12 protein-coding genes, 15 tRNA genes and 3 rRNA genes are annotated in these 19,086 nt (G+C 42.7%); 2 read left to right on the forward strand and 28 right to left on the reverse strand.

Features of this window, described 5'->3' with window-relative positions; all coding sequences use genetic code 11:
• Positions 1 to 39: 39 nt before the first annotated feature.
• The 8 genes from KHA95_RS00480 to KHA95_RS00515 all read right to left on the reverse strand — a co-directional run bounded on the left by KHA95_RS00480 (position 40) and on the right by KHA95_RS00515 (position 8,264).
• Positions 40 to 1,122: an ABC transporter permease gene (locus KHA95_RS00480; RefSeq protein WP_213135534.1), complete on the reverse strand. Its 1,083-nt coding sequence runs from the start codon at positions 1,120 to 1,122 to the stop codon at positions 40 to 42.
• On the reverse strand, positions 1,119 to 2,381 hold the full coding sequence (locus KHA95_RS00485) for an ABC transporter permease (RefSeq protein ID WP_249316515.1): 1,263 nt from the start codon (positions 2,379 to 2,381) through the stop codon (positions 1,119 to 1,121). The genes KHA95_RS00480 and KHA95_RS00485 overlap by 4 nt, the downstream gene beginning before the upstream one ends.
• 2 nt (positions 2,382 to 2,383) lie before the next feature.
• Positions 2,384 to 3,316 (reverse strand): ABC transporter ATP-binding protein, encoded by a 933-nt coding sequence (locus tag KHA95_RS00490; RefSeq protein WP_213135536.1) that lies wholly within the window; start codon positions 3,314 to 3,316, stop codon positions 2,384 to 2,386.
• Between the two features lie 1,063 nt (positions 3,317 to 4,379).
• Positions 4,380 to 5,018, reverse strand: coding sequence for a response regulator transcription factor (locus KHA95_RS00495; RefSeq protein ID WP_213135537.1), 639 nt, complete (start codon positions 5,016 to 5,018; stop codon positions 4,380 to 4,382).
• Positions 5,015 to 6,112, reverse strand: coding sequence for a sensor histidine kinase (locus KHA95_RS00500; RefSeq protein ID WP_213135538.1), 1,098 nt, complete (start codon positions 6,110 to 6,112; stop codon positions 5,015 to 5,017). The genes KHA95_RS00495 and KHA95_RS00500 overlap by 4 nt, the downstream gene beginning before the upstream one ends.
• 23 nt (positions 6,113 to 6,135) lie before the next feature.
• Positions 6,136 to 6,597 (reverse strand): general stress protein, encoded by a 462-nt coding sequence (locus KHA95_RS00505; RefSeq protein WP_213135539.1) that lies wholly within the window; start codon positions 6,595 to 6,597, stop codon positions 6,136 to 6,138.
• Between the two features lie 100 nt (positions 6,598 to 6,697).
• Positions 6,698 to 7,399 carry a polysaccharide deacetylase family protein gene (locus tag KHA95_RS00510; protein WP_213136105.1) on the reverse strand — a complete coding sequence of 234 codons (702 nt, stop codon included), beginning with the start codon at positions 7,397 to 7,399 and terminating at the stop codon, positions 6,698 to 6,700.
• 181 nt (positions 7,400 to 7,580) lie between these two features.
• Positions 7,581 to 8,264 (reverse strand): hypothetical protein, encoded by a 684-nt coding sequence (locus KHA95_RS00515; protein ID WP_213135540.1) that lies wholly within the window; start codon positions 8,262 to 8,264, stop codon positions 7,581 to 7,583.
• Positions 8,265 to 8,404: 140 nt separating this feature from the next.
• Between KHA95_RS00515 and KHA95_RS00520 the strand changes: the two genes are divergently transcribed.
• Entirely contained in the window at positions 8,405 to 8,971 is a 567-nt protein-coding gene (locus KHA95_RS00520) for a DUF6241 domain-containing protein (RefSeq protein WP_213135541.1), read from the forward strand.
• A 149-nt stretch (positions 8,972 to 9,120) separates the two neighbouring features.
• On the opposite strand, the gene KHA95_RS00525 is transcribed toward KHA95_RS00520, so the two are convergent.
• The 20 genes from KHA95_RS00525 to KHA95_RS00620 form a co-directional block, all read right to left on the reverse strand.
• Positions 9,121 to 9,194: transfer RNA gene (locus KHA95_RS00525), tRNA-Arg, on the reverse strand.
• Positions 9,195 to 9,210: 16 nt separating this feature from the next.
• Positions 9,211 to 9,282, reverse strand: a tRNA-Asn gene (locus KHA95_RS00530).
• Between the two features lies 1 nt (position 9,283).
• Positions 9,284 to 9,360: transfer RNA gene (locus KHA95_RS00535), tRNA-Ile, on the reverse strand.
• 11 nt (positions 9,361 to 9,371) lie between these two features.
• A tRNA-Gly gene (locus KHA95_RS00540) sits at positions 9,372 to 9,445 on the reverse strand.
• Between the two features lie 7 nt (positions 9,446 to 9,452).
• A tRNA-His gene (locus tag KHA95_RS00545) sits at positions 9,453 to 9,528 on the reverse strand.
• Positions 9,529 to 9,550: 22 nt separating this feature from the next.
• Positions 9,551 to 9,626: transfer RNA gene (locus tag KHA95_RS00550), tRNA-Phe, on the reverse strand.
• A 170-nt stretch (positions 9,627 to 9,796) separates the two neighbouring features.
• Positions 9,797 to 9,872: transfer RNA gene (locus KHA95_RS00555), tRNA-Asp, on the reverse strand.
• 1 nt (position 9,873) lies between these two features.
• Positions 9,874 to 9,950, reverse strand: a tRNA-Met gene (locus KHA95_RS00560).
• A 161-nt stretch (positions 9,951 to 10,111) separates the two neighbouring features.
• Positions 10,112 to 10,204: transfer RNA gene (locus KHA95_RS00565), tRNA-Ser, on the reverse strand.
• Positions 10,205 to 10,215: 11 nt separating this feature from the next.
• Positions 10,216 to 10,292: transfer RNA gene (locus KHA95_RS00570), tRNA-Met, on the reverse strand.
• Positions 10,293 to 10,314: 22 nt separating this feature from the next.
• Positions 10,315 to 10,390, reverse strand: a tRNA-Ala gene (locus KHA95_RS00575).
• A 4-nt stretch (positions 10,391 to 10,394) separates the two neighbouring features.
• A tRNA-Pro gene (locus KHA95_RS00580) sits at positions 10,395 to 10,471 on the reverse strand.
• 35 nt (positions 10,472 to 10,506) lie between these two features.
• Positions 10,507 to 10,582 (reverse strand) — tRNA-Thr (locus KHA95_RS00585).
• 10 nt (positions 10,583 to 10,592) lie between these two features.
• Positions 10,593 to 10,668 (reverse strand) — tRNA-Val (locus KHA95_RS00590).
• Between the two features lie 68 nt (positions 10,669 to 10,736).
• A tRNA-Glu gene (locus tag KHA95_RS00595) sits at positions 10,737 to 10,811 on the reverse strand.
• A 57-nt stretch (positions 10,812 to 10,868) separates the two neighbouring features.
• Positions 10,869 to 10,984 (reverse strand): 5S ribosomal RNA (gene rrf, locus KHA95_RS00600).
• Between the two features lie 99 nt (positions 10,985 to 11,083).
• Positions 11,084 to 14,015 (reverse strand): 23S ribosomal RNA (locus KHA95_RS00605).
• Between the two features lie 211 nt (positions 14,016 to 14,226).
• Positions 14,227 to 15,778, reverse strand: a 16S ribosomal RNA gene (locus KHA95_RS00610).
• The 16S, 23S and 5S rRNA genes sit together here with 15 tRNA genes alongside, the layout of an rRNA operon.
• A gap of 476 nt (positions 15,779 to 16,254) precedes the next feature.
• Positions 16,255 to 16,998, reverse strand: a complete 744-nt coding sequence (locus KHA95_RS00615; RefSeq protein WP_213135542.1) for a polysaccharide deacetylase family protein — start codon at positions 16,996 to 16,998, stop codon at positions 16,255 to 16,257.
• Between the two features lie 70 nt (positions 16,999 to 17,068).
• Positions 17,069 to 18,256 (reverse strand): DHH family phosphoesterase, encoded by a 1,188-nt coding sequence (locus KHA95_RS00620; RefSeq protein ID WP_213135543.1) that lies wholly within the window; start codon positions 18,254 to 18,256, stop codon positions 17,069 to 17,071.
• A gap of 149 nt (positions 18,257 to 18,405) precedes the next feature.
• On the opposite strand from KHA95_RS00620, the gene KHA95_RS00625 reads away from it, so the two are divergent.
• Positions 18,406 to 18,987, forward strand: a complete 582-nt coding sequence (locus tag KHA95_RS00625; protein WP_213135544.1) for a LysE family transporter — start codon at positions 18,406 to 18,408, stop codon at positions 18,985 to 18,987.
• Positions 18,988 to 19,086 lie beyond the last annotated feature (99 nt).

Raw genomic sequence — 19,086 nt, forward strand, 5'->3', positions numbered from 1 at the left:
AAAAAATCCCTGAAGAAAATTCCAGGGATTTTTTGCTTTCTATCCATTTCTTTTTTCCATCACATTAATCCCAACACCCATCATGACGACAGACATTAACAGCAAAATACTCGCCGGTTTAAGTAATTCAATATAGCCATATCCATGGATGGTCGCCCCCTTTAAAAGCTCCATTCCATAAAGGAGCGGGGAGAATTTTCCCAATAAAAGCATGATTTCTGATGAAACAATTTCAATCGGCCAATAGGCGCCTCCAAGCATCGCAAGGCTAACAGATAGGAGCGGAATGAGCGCATTAAAATGGCGCGTCGATTTTGATAAAGCCGCGACCAACATACAGAGCGAAACGATTGTTAAGACATATGGAATAAGAATAATGAGCGTTTTAGCAAAGCCACCGTGGAAGTCGACTCCAGCAAAATAACGAAAGCTAACAAAAACGAGAACGACTTGAGCGTATCCCATCATAAAGCTGTACAAAAGATTTCCGACATACATTTCCCATTTTTTCGTCGGCGTCACAATCATCCGATCCCATATCCGTTCACGCTTTTCATCTAAAATATGAATGACATTATAAGCAATCGTATAAATAACAAAAAATAAGGAAAAGCCGAATATCCCTTGAAGAGAGGCATCAATCATCTTTAACTCGTTATTTTGAAAGTTACCGATCTTAATATCAAAGAGTGGATTGGCCGCAGCCGTCTCCCAAATTTGATCAACTTTTTTCTTATCGAAGGAAGCAATCAGCTCAGCCTTTTGTATTTTCTCAGAATATACCGCTTTAACATATTGATCAAGCAAAGGGATATTAGCTGATTGAGTTGTAATAAGAATGGTATAGTGATCATCATAGGCGAGTAACCCCGCTTCAACCTTCCCCTCTTTCACAGCCTTCCGCAAATCACTTTCGTTCATCGATTGAAAGAAAAACAGCTCTGATTCCTTTAATTGATGAAACTCCCCCTGCGTCAGCTCACTATACACAGGAATTTTCACCTTGCCATCATCATTTTTTCCAACAAAGAAAGCAAACATCATGCAAACGGCTGTCATCAGCAAAAACAACCATGGCTTCCGCTTAAATAAACGAAATTTCGTTAGGATGATTCCCTTCATACGGCCACCCCCTTCCTTGAAAAAACAAACCAAGCGATCGCCGATACGATTGTTGTAAATAGAAGCAACACAGTAATATGATCGATCACTTCAGTCACTCCAGCCCCTTGAAAGATATTTAAATATGCGGACATCGCTGCCCCATTTGGTGTATATTGTCCAACTTGCTCCAACACTTCCGACATCGTCATAACCGGTACAAAGCTCCCACCAACAAAGGAAAGTACGGCAACAAAAGAGGTCATAAATAATTTGGATGCCACATCTGTATTGAAATAATGATTAAGCGCCGTGAGTAAAACGGTAATGCCAGCAACCGCCACGCATAGTGATATCGTGACACATAGGAAGGAAAGGAAATTCGGCCAATACACCTTGAAAAAGAGGGCCGCACCACCGAATAAAATGCCAAGCTGCAACAATGCAATCACGATCGCCGAGAAAAACACACTTCCTAAATATGTCCAGCTAGGTACGTTGGCAAGTAAAATGCGATCAAATAGATGTTCCTTCTTCTCTATAAACGTCCGCGCACTAATTGTTGACGCAATAAATAATACAAACATGACACCCATTCCAACTGCGTAATAATTAAAAGCACTAATTGGCTCGCGATTAGCAACCGTCTCAATTGATCCCTTTACATTTGGTACAGATATGACTTCTTCTGATTGCAATTCTTTGCCGAGCATCGCACTAAGCGTATACTGTTCTTGGAAAACCGTTATAACATCCTCAACGATCGAGGCAGACAGTTCCTTTCCTTCATTCGAATAGATCATTAATGCTGGCACGTCCGTTTGTTCAATAAAAGCAGAGTAAAGCAACTGACTCGTAAACTGTTCGGGCACTTCAATGATCGCTGAATATTCCCCTTCCTTTTTTGCCGCTTGGAACTGATCGATTGGCAGTTCCTCCAACGTCATCACTGAACGTAGCTCATCACTGCCAAATATAGTATCTGCGAGCATCGGAATCGGTAATACATGCTCAGCCTGCTGCAAGAGCTGTTCTTTCATCTCAACAGGAATTGGAAGCTTTTCAAGATCTTCTTTGAACTTCGTTAGCTCCTCTTCATCATTCGAATGCATCACCAATCCGACTTTTCCCTCGATCACTTGCCCTTCCCCATTAAGTACACTTCCTAAGGCAAAACCAAGAATGATGATCAATATAAAAGGCATGGCAACGAGGACGAGCAATTCTTGCGGATTTCGAATAAGCAGCAATAATTCTTTTTTTATAAAAGATAATAACATCGTCAATTCCTCAACGCCCTTCCCGTTAAGTGAAGAAACACATCTTCAAGTGTAGGTGTTTGAATCTCAATGCCGAGGATGACTGCCCCCGTTTCCTCCGCAAGTGAAAAGATGGTTGAAAATAACGGAACATCTTTCGAAGCAACAATTGTCATCAACTGGTCACGCTCATCGACACTTGAAATAACGGGCTCTGCCTTTAACATGTGAATAAAGGCCTGATTATGCCGCTCAATCCGCACTTGTATTGTTTGTTCAGCCGCTAAAATATGTTTAATCTCATCTTTTGTCCCAGCAGCAATAATCGTGCCGCGATCCATAATATAAATACGGTCACAAAGAAACTCAACTTCCTCCATATAATGGCTCGTGTACAAAATCGTCATATTTAATTCCTTGTTTAATCGTTTGACCGAATCCAAAATATAATTTCGTGATTGAGGATCAATGCCTACCGTCGGCTCATCCATAATTAATATTTCTGGCTCATGCAAAAGTGCCGCACCAATATTCAATCGCCGCTTCATTCCACCCGAAAAATGCTTCACAAGCTTTTTACCTTGATCATCAAGCCCGATCAGTGTGAGCACCTCATCTATTTTTCTTTTCAACTCCGGATTCTTCATTTTTTGAATGCGCCCGAAAAACTCCAAATTTTCCCTAGCTGTAAGATCTTCATATAAAGCAAGCTCTTGCGGAACGACTCCTAACTTCGCCCGTAACAGTTGCGGATTTTTCAACACATCGACTTGCTGAAAGCGAACCTCTCCAGCCGTCGGTGAAATAAGTGATGACATCATAGCGATCGCTGTCGATTTTCCTGCACCGTTTGGGCCAAGCAGCCCGACAATTTCTCCCCGCTCTAAATAGAGGTTTATCCCTTGAACAGCCTTATGTTGTTTAAAATGCTTCGTCAATTCGACCACTTCAAGCATTCTATCCTCCCCTTTCTCGTTAACTTCATTCTACGGTGATACCAATGACATTCCTACTGCCGCTCGTCATGAAATCGAGGTGACCTTAGTCATTTTCTGATCATGAATGATCAGAGATGCCCGCTAGTTGCACGGTAGTAAAATCAATCATGAGCGTGGTTGACCTTATTTTCATAAATACGGTATTTCTCAGATCATTAAGCGAGCCTTATCTACCTGCTTCTCATTAAAACGACTTAGAAGGGCGATTAGAACCATCCTTTTCTACCTTCTTCCTATTAAAACGACTTGGAAGGGCGATTAGAAATGACCTTATCTACCTTCTTCTCATTAAATCGAGTTGGAAGGGAGATTAGAACCATCTTTTTCTACCTTCTTCCAATTAAAACGACTTGGAAGGGCGATTTGAACCATCCTTTTCTACCTTCTTCTCACTAAAACGACTTGGAGGGGCGATTAGAACCATCCTTTTCTACCTTCTTCCAATTAAAACGACTTGGAAGGGAGATTAGAACCATCCTTTTCTACCTTCTTCTCATTAAAACGACTTGGAAGGGCGATTAGAAATGACCTTATCTACTTTCTTCTCATTAAAACGAGTTGGAAGGGCGATTTGAACCATCTTTTTCTACCTTCTTCTTACTAAAATGACTTGGAAGGGCGATTAGAATCATCCTTTTCTACCTTCTTCTCATTAAAACGAGTTGGAAGGGAGATTAGAAATGACCTTATCTACCTTCTTCTCATTAAAACGAGTTGGAAGGGCGATTTGAACCATCTTTTTCTACCTTCTTCCTATTAAAACGACTTGGAAGGGCGATTAGAAATGACCTTATCTACCTTCTTCTCATTAAAACGCCTTAGAAGGGCGATTAGAATCATCCTTTTCTACCTTCTTCCAATTAAAACGAGTTGGAAGGGCGATTTGAACCATCTTTTTCTACCTTCTAGTTTAAAAAACATTATCCTCGCTCCATAAACATCACTCTCATTAATCTTTTCACAGAAAAAGAATTGATCACAATCACGCTACAAAAAAACTGCCCCATTAAATGGGACAGTATTATACGAGGTTATTTTTCACTGCATAAATGGCAAGTTGGGTTCGATCGCGCAAATTTAATTGCTGTAATATTTGTGTGATATGATTTTTCACTGTACCAACTGATAGATATAGGTGGCTTGCAATTTCTTTATTTGTTTTTCCTTCTCCGACAAGTTTAGCAATCTCAAGTTCTCGCGTTGTTAAAAATGGAACCTGAACTGGCTCGACTTTTCTTTTATCTAGAAGACGAGGAACCATTCTTGCTGCCACCTCTTCATTTAATACAAGTCCACCTTTCAAACAGCTATGAACCGCTTGAATAAGCTTTTCCGGCTCTGCTGTCTTTAATAAAAAGCCACTTGCTCCGTCCTTTAATGTTTCCATCGCTGCTTCATCATCGTTAAAAGTTGTCAAAACAAGGATTTTTACATGTGGCCAGCGCTGTTTAATCCATTTTGTTGCCTCAATTCCATTCATTTGCGGCATGCGAATATCCATTAAAACGACATCCACTTCATGTTTTTCCATCATTTCCATTGCTTCTTCACCCGTCCCTGCCTCGGCAACGACGATAAACAGCTCCTCTTGCTCGACAATCATTCGCAATCCCTTTCTCACAATCAACTGATCTTCCACAAGTAAAATTTTCACCTTCATGACGCTTTCTCCTTCACTGGCATTGATCCTTCAATAATAAATTCCTGATCTGTTTGATAAATTCGCAGCCTGCCACCTTGCTCCTCTACCCGTTCTCGCATCGCCGTTAATCCGAAGCCAATCTCAAATGAATTCGGATGAGAAATCGGATTGGCAATCACCCATTCAATATCACCAATTGCTGAGCGTCCTAAGGTTACTTCCACTTTTTTCGATGGGCTATGTTTCATTACATTCGTTAGCCCTTCCTGAATTGATCGATACAATACAACACTTTGCACATTTGTTAATTCCGTCATCAGCACCCCTTGCTTTGTTGTAAAACGGACAAGCAAATGATTCTCTGCCTCAAGCTTGCGAATTAATTGTAATACCGAAGCAATGCCTGCCACTTCTTCATGTTTTAACGTTTTTACAGCCATTCTCGTTTCTTCTAAGCTTTGCAAAGCCAATTGCTTCAAATCGGCATAATCAGTCGATCGGTTTTGGATCGAGAGCATTTCTACTTGCATAAGAAGGGCCGTTAACTTATGACCAACAGAATCATGCATATCTCGAGCAATCCGTGTCCGCTCTTCTAGACGAGCCACTCGTTCATTTTCAAGATTCAATCTTTTTACATTTCGATATTCTGTAAGTAAGTGTTCGTACATCTCCCTTTGTTCCTCTCGTTCCCCTACATATTGATGAAGCCGAAGCGCCAAAAATAAGAAGAAACATGTAATAAAAAGAAACGTTAATTGCCATTCCTGTTTTAAAATACATAGTAAAACAATTAAAATAAAACTATATGCTACGAAAAATCGATAGGCTCTCGCTCGTAATTGAAAGACAGCCTCCATTGTAATGTACAATACAAACAGCCAGATCCACGCAAAATCAACTTTCAAAAATAAAAGACTAAAATGTAGACTATGTAAAAAAACATATAGCCAAACCGGATTTTTCATGACAGGAAGAAAAAAATACATTGCAAAGGAAATCGCACATCCGATTAATAATAAGGAAAAAGTCAAATCATCCTCGATATTTTCCACTAAAAAACATATCCAAATTGTGGCGAATACTACCAAGCGAATAATCCAGCCTTTCAAAAAATCACCACCTCATTTGCAGATTATTTTCTAATTGTTAACTCTTTAGCAATGGAAGATTTTTTTCCTCTCCCCTTTTTATATTTAGTCAATTGGATATGATAATAGTTAACATATTCGATGATGGCAAAAACATAAATGAATACGGTCAGGGACCACTGAATAAATGAACCATACACACCCTGAATCATATGAATTAGAAATATTACAGGTGCAATATATATAAGGATAAGATTCATCTTTTTTAGGTTACTATAAATTTTGTTCAAGTTAGGTAATACGTTTGCTTTAGTTTTTAATCGTCTCCATTTAATAAACCAATAAAAACTCCCTTGCAGCAATATAAAAATTAAAATCAAGAATACATATTGAATTGAATAATGTTGATTTGGATGAAGTGAATACATATAAAGAAAGACAAAAACGATTACTGAAAAAAACTCTCCCGTAAATAAATACACAAGCCTTTTTTCTAGCTCTTTCAAAACTACTCACCTCTTCTCCTTCACTCTATTGTATGTAAGTTATAAGAGGGTAGCAATAACAGAAAAAGTACACCACTCCTATTGTGATGTACTTTTTCCGCTATTGTAAAACCTCTATACCTGTTTTATTAATCAATTCTGAAACAGTAACAAATTCATATCCTTTTTCCTTTAGAGCAGGTAATATTTCTTCCAATGCTCGTACGGTTTGAGAACGATCACCGCCAGCATCGTGAAATAGGACGACATCACCAGCTTTAGCACCGGACAATACTTTGGAAACGATTTGGTTTACTCCAGGTCTTTTCCAATCCTCCGTATCCTGATGCCAAGACCACATTACGACCCTAAGCCCATTTTGCACAGCTGTATTTATAATGCGTTCGTTATAATTTCCTCCTACCGGTCGATAAAAAATGGGATATGTGCCAGTAATTTTAAAAATTGCTTGGTCTGTTTTTATTAATTCCTTCTCTAACTCAGCCACTGTACCTGAATGAGGATGAGTGTACGTATGATTAGCAATTTCATGTCCTTCCTTTTTTTCTCTAAGAATAAGGTCGGGATATTCTTCTGCATGTTCACCAATGACAAAAAAGGTAGCCTTTGCATTGTATTTGGCAAGTAAATCTAAAATTTGCGGTGTAAACTTGGAATGAGGGCCATCATCAAATGTAAGAGCAATCACTTTTTCATCTGTTTTAACGTCCCAAATCACATCTCCTGTTTTCTCATAATAAGCTCTTCCCTTTTCCTCCGCAAAAGAATGCTGGACAACTGAGGCCAGGAATACCAGGCCCATTCCAATAATGAATACGAATTGTTTCACACATTTTTCCTCCTAGCCTTGTTCATTTGCCAGAGGATTACTTACGCTTTATCTCCTCAAAAATTATTGTTGGCAATCTACGAAGGATTATGCGATGCAACTCCTATATTCACATGAAAAAAATTACATTGTCCACGAATGAATCTTGCCGCCATTACTCAGAGCTGTTTTGCTTTTTCTTGATCATCAGGGTAATCGGTTGATCAGAACCAGTCATTAATTTATGAATGTAAGCAGTTGTCAGCTCAAATCCATTTTCAACTTTATCTACGATATAATGTGTACGTTCGAAGAAAATGGAACGGAAATGATCCATTTGTCTTATAAGCTTCTCTGTTAATGCTTCTTGGTTTTCCATACGATTTATTACTTCTTTTTGACTTTCTTCCTGCTTGGACATTTGATCTACAACTTTTGATTGAATCTGTAAGTACTCGTTCATTTTATTCGTCAACTGTTCATTTTCCGCTTCAAACTTTTCCAATCGTTCTACAATTTCTTGATTTGTTTTCTTTAAACTTTCCAATTGCTCAATGAGCTCAGTTTCTACTTTCCCTTCAAATTTCCTTAATAACGTCATAACATCACGTTCAAACTGCTTCTGTTCTTGGTTATTTGCTTTCAGCTCATTTAATTGATTGCGAATTCCAACTTCCCCTTGTTCATGTTTATCTTTTAATTGATCAAATTCGCGTTGCAATAAATCATTTGCCTTTTTTTGCTCTTCCACAAATTCAGAAAAATAATCGATTTTATGAAAAGCTTGATTTGTTGCTCGAATTCCATCCTCATTTTCAAACATGTCCGGATGCTCATTTTTATTCATAAATAACCCCATTTTTGCGTCCACTCCCTTAGCTTCTGCATGATATTATCGTATGCAGCCAAATGAAAAAGGGCAGCCCATTCAATGATTCCCCAAATTCCGATTGCCTTCCAAAATTTAGTGTATTACTATTAATTTAGGAGTGAATATTCTTGAAAAACAAAAAAACGTTTCTAATTGTATTTGGGATTATTGTTCTAGGTTTGACCGCATACACTCTTTTCATCGAGCTAAATCAAGGAAGGGTTACCGTTGAAGAAAAAGTAGCTGTTACAAAAAATGAGGATGGAGCAAATATCGAGGAAACAATCATTGAGATTGATGAAAAAAAGGTTGTAGCATTGGAAGAAGAAATGCCTGAACTTATGACTGAGTATGCTGTACAAGACGCAATCCATGCGATGTCACACCAAAAGGTCAAAGCAGATGAAAAATGGGGATTCCTTCCTTTAACTCAAGATCGAGTCAAAAGGTTAATTGAAGTTGTTGAAAAAAATGAAAAAGAGTACAATCATTCTAATATTTATTTGGACATTCTTAGACGTTGGGAAAAAAGTGATTTCTCATCAGTAGATAAAGATCATAATGCAATATGGGAATTACAAGGTGGAACAATAGGAAAAGCGTATGGCATATTGTCTCCGGAGGAAGAAAAAGCATTCATCCGTAAACATTTTAATATTGTAGAAAAACCAAGTAACGATACAAAAAAAGAATGATATATACGTTCTTCTTCAACCCTATTTTTCAAAATAGCCCCAATACACTCTTCCCTTCTGCACCAAAGAAAAGGGATGGATTCACAAACAAAAGAGCTGTCCAGAATGCTAGTATCACTAACTTTCTGGACAGCTCTTTTATGATAGGACGCGCCTTAGAGGATTCGAACCTCTGACCCACAGCTTAGAAGGCTGTTGCTCTATCCTGCTGAGCTAAAGGCGCATATAAATAAAAATAACTCCGCAGGTAGGATTCGAACCTACGACCGATCGGTTAACAGCCGATAGCTCTACCACTGAGCTACTGCGGAATGGTGGGCCTGAGTGGACTCGAACCACCGACCTCACGCTTATCAGGCGTGTGCTCTAACCAGCTGAGCTACAGGCCCATATAAAAATATGGAGCGGGTGAAGGGAATCGAACCCTCATCATCAGCTTGGAAGGCTGAGGTTTTACCACTAAACTACACCCGCATAAAAATGGGGCGACTGATGGGAATCGAACCCACGAGTGTCGGAGCCACAATCCGATGCGTTAACCACTTCGCCACAGTCGCCATTGTATTCTTTTATTTAAAATGGTGGCTCAGGACGGAATCGAACCGCCGACACAAGGATTTTCAGTCCTTTGCTCTACCGACTGAGCTACTGAGCCAAATATGTAATAACACGCTTACCTTGATACTAGTTGTCCTTCGTCCCCATCTCGGAAGGATCAACCAAGAAGTCGCTCGATGGGTACGGCTCGAAGCCATTTCAGGGAAGCTTTGCTTCGCTGCTCTACCGACTAAGCTACTGAGCCACATCTATGTAAAAAATATAAAATGGCGGTCCCGACGGGAATCGAACCCGCGATCTCCTGCGTGACAGGCAGGCATGTTAACCGCTACACCACGGGACCTTGGTTGCGGGGGCAGGATTTGAACCTGCGACCTTCGGGTTATGAGCCCGACGAGCTGCCAGACTGCTCCACCCCGCGATAATAATAATTATACTAATGTCTGCATGCACAACACATATTGACTGTCCCGATCTCAGGAAGCTCATTCAAGCAGTATTTCGATCGGTACAACTCGCAGTTTATTCAGTGAAGTAACGCTCGTTGCTCCACCCCGCGATAATAATAAACGATATGAAATATGGAGGAGGTAGAGGGATTCGAACCCCCGCGCGGTTTGACCCGCCTGTCGGTTTTCAAGACCGATCCCTTCAGCCAGACTTGGGTATACCTCCAATTATAAATATGGTAGCGGCGGAGGGGATCGAACCCACGACCTTACGGGTATGAACCGTACGCTCTAGCCAGCTGAGCTACGCCGCCAATATAGGATTAATTTTCTTTATGGTGGAGCCTAGCGGGATCGAACCGCTGACCTCCTGCGTGCAAGGCAGGCGCTCTCCCAGCTGAGCTAAGGCCCCGTAATGGTCGGGAAGACAGGATTCGAACCTGCGACCCCTTGGTCCCAAACCAAGTGCTCTACCAAGCTGAGCTACTTCCCGTTTTATTAAGAAGAACTTCAACCCACTCAAGAAAATGGTGCCGGCCAGAGGACTTGAACCCCCAACCTACTGATTACAAGTCAGTTGCTCTACCAATTGAGCTAGGCCGGCATATTTAATATGGTGGAGGATGACGGGATCGAACCGCCGACCCTCTGCTTGTAAGGCAGATGCTCTCCCAGCTGAGCTAATCCTCCAATGCAAAAATATGCAAGTACATATGTTACGACAGGACGTCGCGCATTTAACATGCCTTAATAAAAATTGGTGACCCCTACGGGATTCGAACCCGTGTTACCGCCGTGAAAGGGCGGTGTCTTAACCGCTTGACCAAGGGGCCCTTATGTAATTTGATTTAAAAACTTAAAAGCAAAACAATAGCCCCTGATGGGGCTTTGCCTGGCAACGTCCTACTCTTGCAGGGGGAATCCCCCAACTACCATCGGCGCTGAAGAGCTTAACTGCCGTGTTCGAGATGGGAACGGGTGTGACCTCTTCGCTATCGCCACCAGACATGCACAGGAATCGCTAACTGTTACGTTGCTCATCCATCTTCAGAGAATATATTTATTCTCTCAAAACTAGATAACATGACAAACATCATTGATTGTATAGATTAAGTCCTCGATCGATTAGTATCCGTCAGCTCCATGTGTCACCACACTTCCACACCGGACCTATCAACCTGATCATCTTTCAGGGATCTTACTAGCTTGCGCTATGGGAAATCTCATCTTGAGGGGGGCTTCATGCTTAGATGCTTTCAGCACTTATCCCGTCCGCACATAGCTACCCAGCGATGCTCCTGGCGGAACAACTGGTACACCAGCGGTGCGTCCATCCCGGTCCTCTCGTACTAAGGACAGCTCCTCTCAAATTTCCTGCGCCCACGACGGATAGGGACCGAACTGTCTCACGACGTTCTGAACCCAGCTCGCGTACCGCTTTAATGGGCGAACAGCCCAACCCTTGGGACCGACTACAGCCCCAGGATGCGATGAGCCGACATCGAGGTGCCAAACCTCCCCGTCGATGTGAACTCTTGGGGGAGATAAGCCTGTTATCCCCGGGGTAGCTTTTATCCGTTGAGCGATGGCCCTTCCATGCGGAACCACCGGATCACTAAGCCCGACTTTCGTCCCTGCTCGACTTGTAGGTCTCGCAGTCAAGCTCCCTTGTGCCTTTACACTCTGCGAATGATTTCCAACCATTCTGAGGGAACCTTTGGGCGCCTCCGTTACATTTTAGGAGGCGACCGCCCCAGTCAAACTGCCTGCCAGACACTGTCTCCCAGCCGGATCACGGCTGCGGGTTAGAATGTCAATACAGCAAGGGTAGTATCCCACCAATGCCTCCACCGAAGCTGGCGCTCCGGTTTCCAAGGCTCCTACCTATCCTGTACAAGCTGCACCAACATTCAATATCAGGCTGCAGTAAAGCTCCACGGGGTCTTTCCGTCCTGTCGCGGGTAACCTGCATCTTCACAGGTACTATAATTTCACCGAGTCTCTCGTTGAGACAGTGCCCAGATCGTTGCGCCTTTCGTGCGGGTCGGAACTTACCCGACAAGGAATTTCGCTACCTTAGGACCGTTATAGTTACGGCCGCCGTTTACTGGGGCTTCAATTCGCACCTTCGACCGAAGTCTAAGCGCTCCTCTTAACCTTCCAGCACCGGGCAGGCGTCAGCCCCTATACTTCGCCTTACGGCTTCGCAGAGACCTGTGTTTTTGCTAAACAGTCGCCTGGGCCTATTCACTGCGGCTTCCGCAAGCTTTCACTCGCGGGAGCACCCCTTCTCCCGAAGTTACGGGGTCATTTTGCCGAGTTCCTTAACGAGAGTTCTCTCGATCACCTTAGGATTCTCTCCTCGCCTACCTGTGTCGGTTTGCGGTACGGGCACCCATTTCCTCGCTAGAGGCTTTTCTTGGCAGTGTGGAATCAGGAACTTCGGTACTATATTTCCCTCGCCATCACAGTTCAGCCTTAGGAGTAAGGATTTGCCTCACTCCCAGCCTACCTGCTTGGACGCGCTAATCCAGCAGCGCGCTTACCCTATCCTCCTGCGTCCCCCCATTACTCAAACGGAAATTAGGTGGTACAGGAATATCAACCTGTTGTCCATCGCCTACGCCTTTCGGCCTCGGCTTAGGCCCCGACTAACCCTGAGCGGACGAGCCTTCCTCAGGAAACCTTAGGCATTCGGTGGAAGGGATTCTCACCCTTCTTTCGCTACTCATACCGGCATTCTCACTTCTAAGCGCTCCACCAGTCCTTACGATCTGGCTTCACAGCCCTTAGAACGCTCTCCTACCATTGACACCAGAAGGTGTCAATCCGCAGCTTCGGTGATACGTTTAGCCCCGGTACATTTTCGGCGCAGAGTCACTCGACCAGTGAGCTATTACGCACTCTTTAAATGGTGGCTGCTTCTAAGCCAACATCCTGGTTGTCTAAGCAACTCCACATCCTTTTCCACTTAACGTATACTTTGGGACCTTAGCTGGCGGTCTGGGTTGTTTCCCTCTCGACTACGGATCTTATCACTCGCAGTCTGACTCCCAAGGACAAGTAATTGGCATTCGGAGTTTGTCTGAATTCGGTAACCCGATGAGGGCCCCTAGTCCAAACAGTGCTCTACCTCCAACACTCTTACCTTGAGGCTAGCCCTAAAGCTATTTCGGAGAGAACCAGCTATCTCCAGGTTCGATTGGAATTTCACCGCTACCCACACCTCATCCCCGCACTTTTCAACGTACGTGGGTTCGGGCCTCCAGTAAGTGTTACCTTACCTTCACCCTGGACATGGGTAGATCACCTGGTTTCGGGTCTGCGACCTCATACTTATTCGCCCTATTCAGACTCGCTTTCGCTGCGGCTCCGTCTCTTCAACTTAACCTTGCATGAAATCGCAACTCGCCGGTTCATTCTACAAAAGGCACGCCATCACACATGAATGTGCTCTGACTACTTGTAGGCACACGGTTTCAGGATCTTTTTCACTCCCCTTCCGGGGTGCTTTTCACCTTTCCCTCACGGTACTGGTTCACTATCGGTCACTAGGGAGTATTTAGCCTTGGGAGATGGTCCTCCCTGCTTCCGACGGGATTTCACGTGTCCCGCCGTACTCAGGATCCACTCTGGAGGGAACGAAGTTTCGAATACAGGGCTGTTACCTTCTCTGGCGGGTCTTTCCAGACCGCTTCATCTACTTCGTTCCTTTGTAACTCCGTGTAGAGTGTCCTACAACCCCAAGAGGCAAGCCTCTTGGTTTGGGCTCTTCCCGTTTCGCTCGCCGCTACTTAGGGAATCGATGTTTCTTTCTCTTCCTCCGGGTACTTAGATGTTTCAGTTCCCCGGGTCTGCCTTCCATTTCCTATGTATTCAGAAATGGATACTACTCCATTACGAGCAGTGGGTTTCCCCATTCGGAAATCTCCGGATCAACGCTTGCTTACAGCTCCCCGAAGCATATCGGTGTTAGTCCCGTCCTTCATCGGCTCCTAGTGCCAAGGCATCCGCCGTGCGCCCTTATTAACTTAATCATTCAGTTAAAATTCAGCGACCTTATCTTCGTCAACTGCCTTTTATCTGACCATTTTCAAAAAAAATTAAAAAGAACTTACTTGTTTTTATGATGTCTTGTCAATTGTTATCTAGTTTTCAAAGAACAAATTTTGAGAGTTAATTCTCTCAAAACTAAACAAAAACAGAAACGTCTTTTTTGTTGGCCTAGCTGCCAACAATATTCCTTAGAAAGGAGGTGATCCAGCCGCACCTTCCGATACGGCTACCTTGTTACGACTTCACCCCAATCATCTGTCCCACCTTCGGCGGCTGGCTCCCAAAAGGGTTACCCCACCGACTTCGGGTGTTACAAACTCTCGTGGTGTGACGGGCGGTGTGTACAAGACCCGGGAACGTATTCACCGTGGCATGCTGATCCACGATTACTAGCGATTCCGGCTTCATGCAGGCGAGTTGCAGCCTGCAATCCGAACTGAGAATGGTTTTATGGGATTGGCTAAACCTCGCGGTCTTGCAGCCCTTTGTACCATCCATTGTAGCACGTGTGTAGCCCAGGTCATAAGGGGCATGATGATTTGACGTCATCCCCACCTTCCTCCGGTTTGTCACCGGCAGTCACCTTAGAGTGCCCAACTAAATGCTGGCAACTAAGATCAAGGGTTGCGCTCGTTGCGGGACTTAACCCAACATCTCACGACACGAGCTGACGACAACCATGCACCACCTGTCACTCTGTCCCCCGAAGGGGAACGCCTTATCTCTAAGGTTGTCAGAGGATGTCAAGACCTGGTAAGGTTCTTCGCGTTGCTTCGAATTAAACCACATGCTCCACCGCTTGTGCGGGTCCCCGTCAATTCCTTTGAGTTTCAGCCTTGCGGCCGTACTCCCCAGGCGGAGTGCTTAATGCGTTTGCTGCAGCACTAAAGGGCGGAAACCCTCTAACACTTAGCACTCATCGTTTACGGCGTGGACTACCAGGGTATCTAATCCTGTTCGCTCCCCACGCTTTCGCGCCTCAGCGTCAGTTACAGACCAAAGAGCCGCCTTCGCCACTGGTGTTCCTCCACATCTCTACGCATTTCACCGCTACACGTGGAATTCCGCTCTTCTCTTCTGCACTCAAGTCTCCCAGTTTCCAATGACCCTCCACGGTTGAGCCGTGGGCTTTCACATCAGACTTAAGAGACCGCCTGCGCGCGCTTTACGCCCAATAATTCCGGACAACGCTTGCCACCTACGTATTACCGCGGCTGCTGGCACGTAGTTAGCCGTGGCTTTCTGGTCAGGTACCGTCAAGGTACCGGCAGTTACTCCGATACTTGTTCTTCCCTGATAACAGAGTTTTACGATCCGAAGACCTTCATCACTCACGCGGCGTTGCTCCGTCAGACTTTCGTCCATTGCGGAAGATTCCCTACTGCTGCCTCCCGTAGGAGTCTGGGCCGTGTCTCAGTCCCAGTGTGGCCGATCACCCTCTCAGGTCGGCTACGCATCGTTGCCTTGGTGAGCCGTTACCTCACCAACTAGCTAATGCGCCGCGGGCCCATCTGTAAGTGACAGCCGAAGCCGCCTTTCAACCTTTCCCCATGCGAGGAAAGAAATTATCCGGTATTAGCTCCGGTTTCCCGAAGTTATCCCAGTCTTACAGGCAGGTTGCCCACGTGTTACTCACCCGTCCGCCGCTAACTTCAGGGAGCAAGCTCCCATCCATTCGCTCGACTTGCATGTATTAGGCACGCCGCCAGCGTTCGTCCTGAGCCAGGATCAAACTCTCATAAAAGAAGTTTAGGCTCGCACAATGCGAGTCACAACGACATTGTCACAGGATGTGACGTTCTTAGTCGTTGATCCTTACTCTTGCTGGCAATGGTTAAAACCATTGTTTAAAAATTATTGACGTTTCTGTTTTGTTTAGTTTTCAAAGAACTATGTTGTTTTTTGCGACAAGATTTATATTAACATCTTATCACAGTGGCGTCAACCACTTTTTAAAAAACATTTTTCAATTTTTTTCGTTGTCGCTAATTCCTTTGAATAGCAGCGACAGTTATAAATAATACTACTCTATCAAATAGAAGTCAACACCTTTTTTCAAAAAAGATATATATAAATAAAAGCAGTGTTTAAAGAGCTTGTGCATCATTTGTCTACCCTGCTATTTGGTCCTTTAAACATCATTCCAAAAAAGTATATCACATATTTTCAGATTGAGACTGACTGCCGAGAAGTATAGGGAAAAAGAAAAGCACTAAATTCTTAATACTTTTCTCCTTCATCAACAATCTGCGCAAATTCTTCTAACGTCGTTGAGTACTTCACATATATGCGCGGCAATAGATATAGCTCATTCGGCTTCCGCTTTTCGATAAATAGCTGTGGAATAGTTGTAAGACCAAACTGATAATACTTTTTCGTTTCTTCTATTATTTTGTTATTATAAAGCCCGTATGGATATGCGAGCGCAATGACAGGTTTTCTAGTTATTCTTTCAATTTTATCTTTCGAATTTTCAAGTTCATATTTAACGTTTTTAGATTTTGTTAATTCGGGATGTGTAGCGGTATGAGATTGAATAGAGATCAGACCTGAATCGACCATCATTTTTAAATCCGATTTGGATAATCGGTTGGAGCGGCCGATAAAGTCTGAAATAACGAAAATAGTTCCTCTCGGTTTAAATGTATTACTTTTTAATTTTTTAAAGATCGCAAATGCATTTAAATTATTTTTGTACCCATCATCAAAGGTAATAAAGATAGGTTTGTCTACCTTATTTCTGTCTTCCCATTGCTCAAACGTTAATAATGTATAGCCGTGATCGCGCAAATAGATCATCTGCTTTTCAAAATTGTCTGGACGGACGTAAAGATCCTTAGATCCGTGCCCCTTAAATTCGTCGATCGAATGATAAATCAAAATAGGTATTTTCCGGGCCGCCGAAGCTTGTGATGGGAGAAGGAAGATAATGAGACAAAGAAAAAACATCGCAAACTTTTTCATACAATATCCTCACTTTATTCGTTCTTTCTATTATCATTCCTCAACCGCTTGATTCTATGTCCGCTCTTCCTTATTCCTTTTTCATACTTTTGACTTCGTCCATCAAATACTGAACAAAAATCTCATCTCTTACAAGCCATGCGGCAAAATTTCGCTTCAAAAATGTTTCAGCTTTCTCAAAGCTTGGAAACACTTCATCTAATTTAGTGTGATAATGATCGATCGCCCAATCACATTCGTTTATAGAATATAGAAGAAAGACTTCCTCTTTACGGTTTTTATAAAGAGATCCAAATGGCGAGCGTTTCACATTATAACGATTTCGTTTCGCATCCTCCCGCAATGACTCTAAATGAAATGCATCGATAACGAATTGCTTGTACGCTTCTTCTGTTAATGTGCAGCCGGATGCTTTTGCATGACCGCCTCCGCCAAATTGGCCAGCCACTTCAGCTACATCGATATGATCATGAATCGTTCGAAAGCCGACTCGCTTCCCACCCATATTTAGAATTGCAATGTAATCGAGATGCGGGTACTCTTTTCCTAATTCATTTCCGAGCTCTGAATGATATGATTCCGCATAAACGACTCCTGCGAAATGTCCATTTACTTCAGTTTGAACAATCTCTCGTTTTTTCCGCTGAATATAGCGCTCGATTTTCGTTTCTTCCATATCTAAAATTTTCTGTTCGAATTCATCGAAGCTAAAATGATCCTTCCCTTGAAGACGACGAATCATTTTTTCCTCAAATTCCTCAATTGACATTAAATAAAAGAGGGCATTGAGACGATGGGCTTGGTCATTGTTATTTTTCTCCCATTCCCACGTATCATATTGCCTAACAAGCTCTACAAACTCATCAATTGCATGGGATGATTCCATTAAATGTTGGTGAACAAGGTATTCATAAAACAACGATGTCGCTGAGGTTAAATTTCCGCTACTATCCTCAACTGCGACATGCCCCCACTCATAATCGCTGAAATGCAAAGATGTTTTATGGTGATCAAGCAACTGAACCTTTCCACCCGCTTGATAAAATTGCTCTAGCTTTTTTTCATTTTCTTCATTTACACCTAAATCCGTTATAAACAAAAAAACATCCTTGCCTTCGTGTTCAAAAAACCATTCCACTTCACGATTAATAGAAGATACGGATTGATAGCGCACTTTCACTTCTTTGCCGAATGCAAGCTTTGCTAAAATGCCGCATCCAACTCCATCCAAATCATTATGAGACAATAATTTATACATTTTTTCACCTCAAAAATAGTATGGTTTGATTGGCGAAAATTATTGCCGTTAGTTACTTGAATCCCCATCTTGCCCTCTATGCCAATTTACAACATTTATTCTCTAATATAAGATGAAATTAAAAATTAATTTTTAAAAAGGGGTCGAACATGCCTTTATTATCATTTCTTATCTATGTATTTGTTACAAGCTTCACGCCGGGGCCAAATAATATTATGGCGATGGTATTCGCGAATAAATTTGGATTTAAAAAGACGCTTAAATTTTGCTTCGGCGTATGCGCAGGCTTCTTTGTCATTATGATTTTCTCTAGTTATTTTAACTTGCTTCTAAGCAACTTTATCCCTAAAATCGAACTTCCCATGATGATTCTGGGCGCGGGATATATGGTGTATTTGGCAATTATTATACTGAAAAGCAGTTCTGCGAATGAAGATGATAGCGGAGAAAAGTACAATAACTTTTTTTCGGGGATGATTTTACAATTTATAAATCCGAAAGGGATTTTATATGGGATTACAGTTGTTGCTACATTTATCCTTCCCTATTATCATTCGCATGTTAGCTTGTTTATTTTTTCATTGCTTTTAGCATTTGTCGGCTTTCTTTCAACATCAACATGGAGTGTGTTTGGTTCGTTTTTTCAATCATTTATAGCAAAATATCAGAAGCAATTTAACCTAATTATGGCATTATTATTGTTATATAGTGCTGCTTCTATCCTAATGTAATGAGCGTGAATCCTCCCACGCTCCCGTATATCCCATGAATGCAGCCAACGCAACTTCTTTAATCGTATCCTTCACTCTTAACATTCTACATACGATCTT

Origin of the sequence: Bacillus sp. FJAT-50079 (genome assembly GCF_018343515.1) — a bacterium.
Lineage (GTDB): Bacteria > Bacillota > Bacilli > Bacillales > Bacillaceae_C > Lederbergia.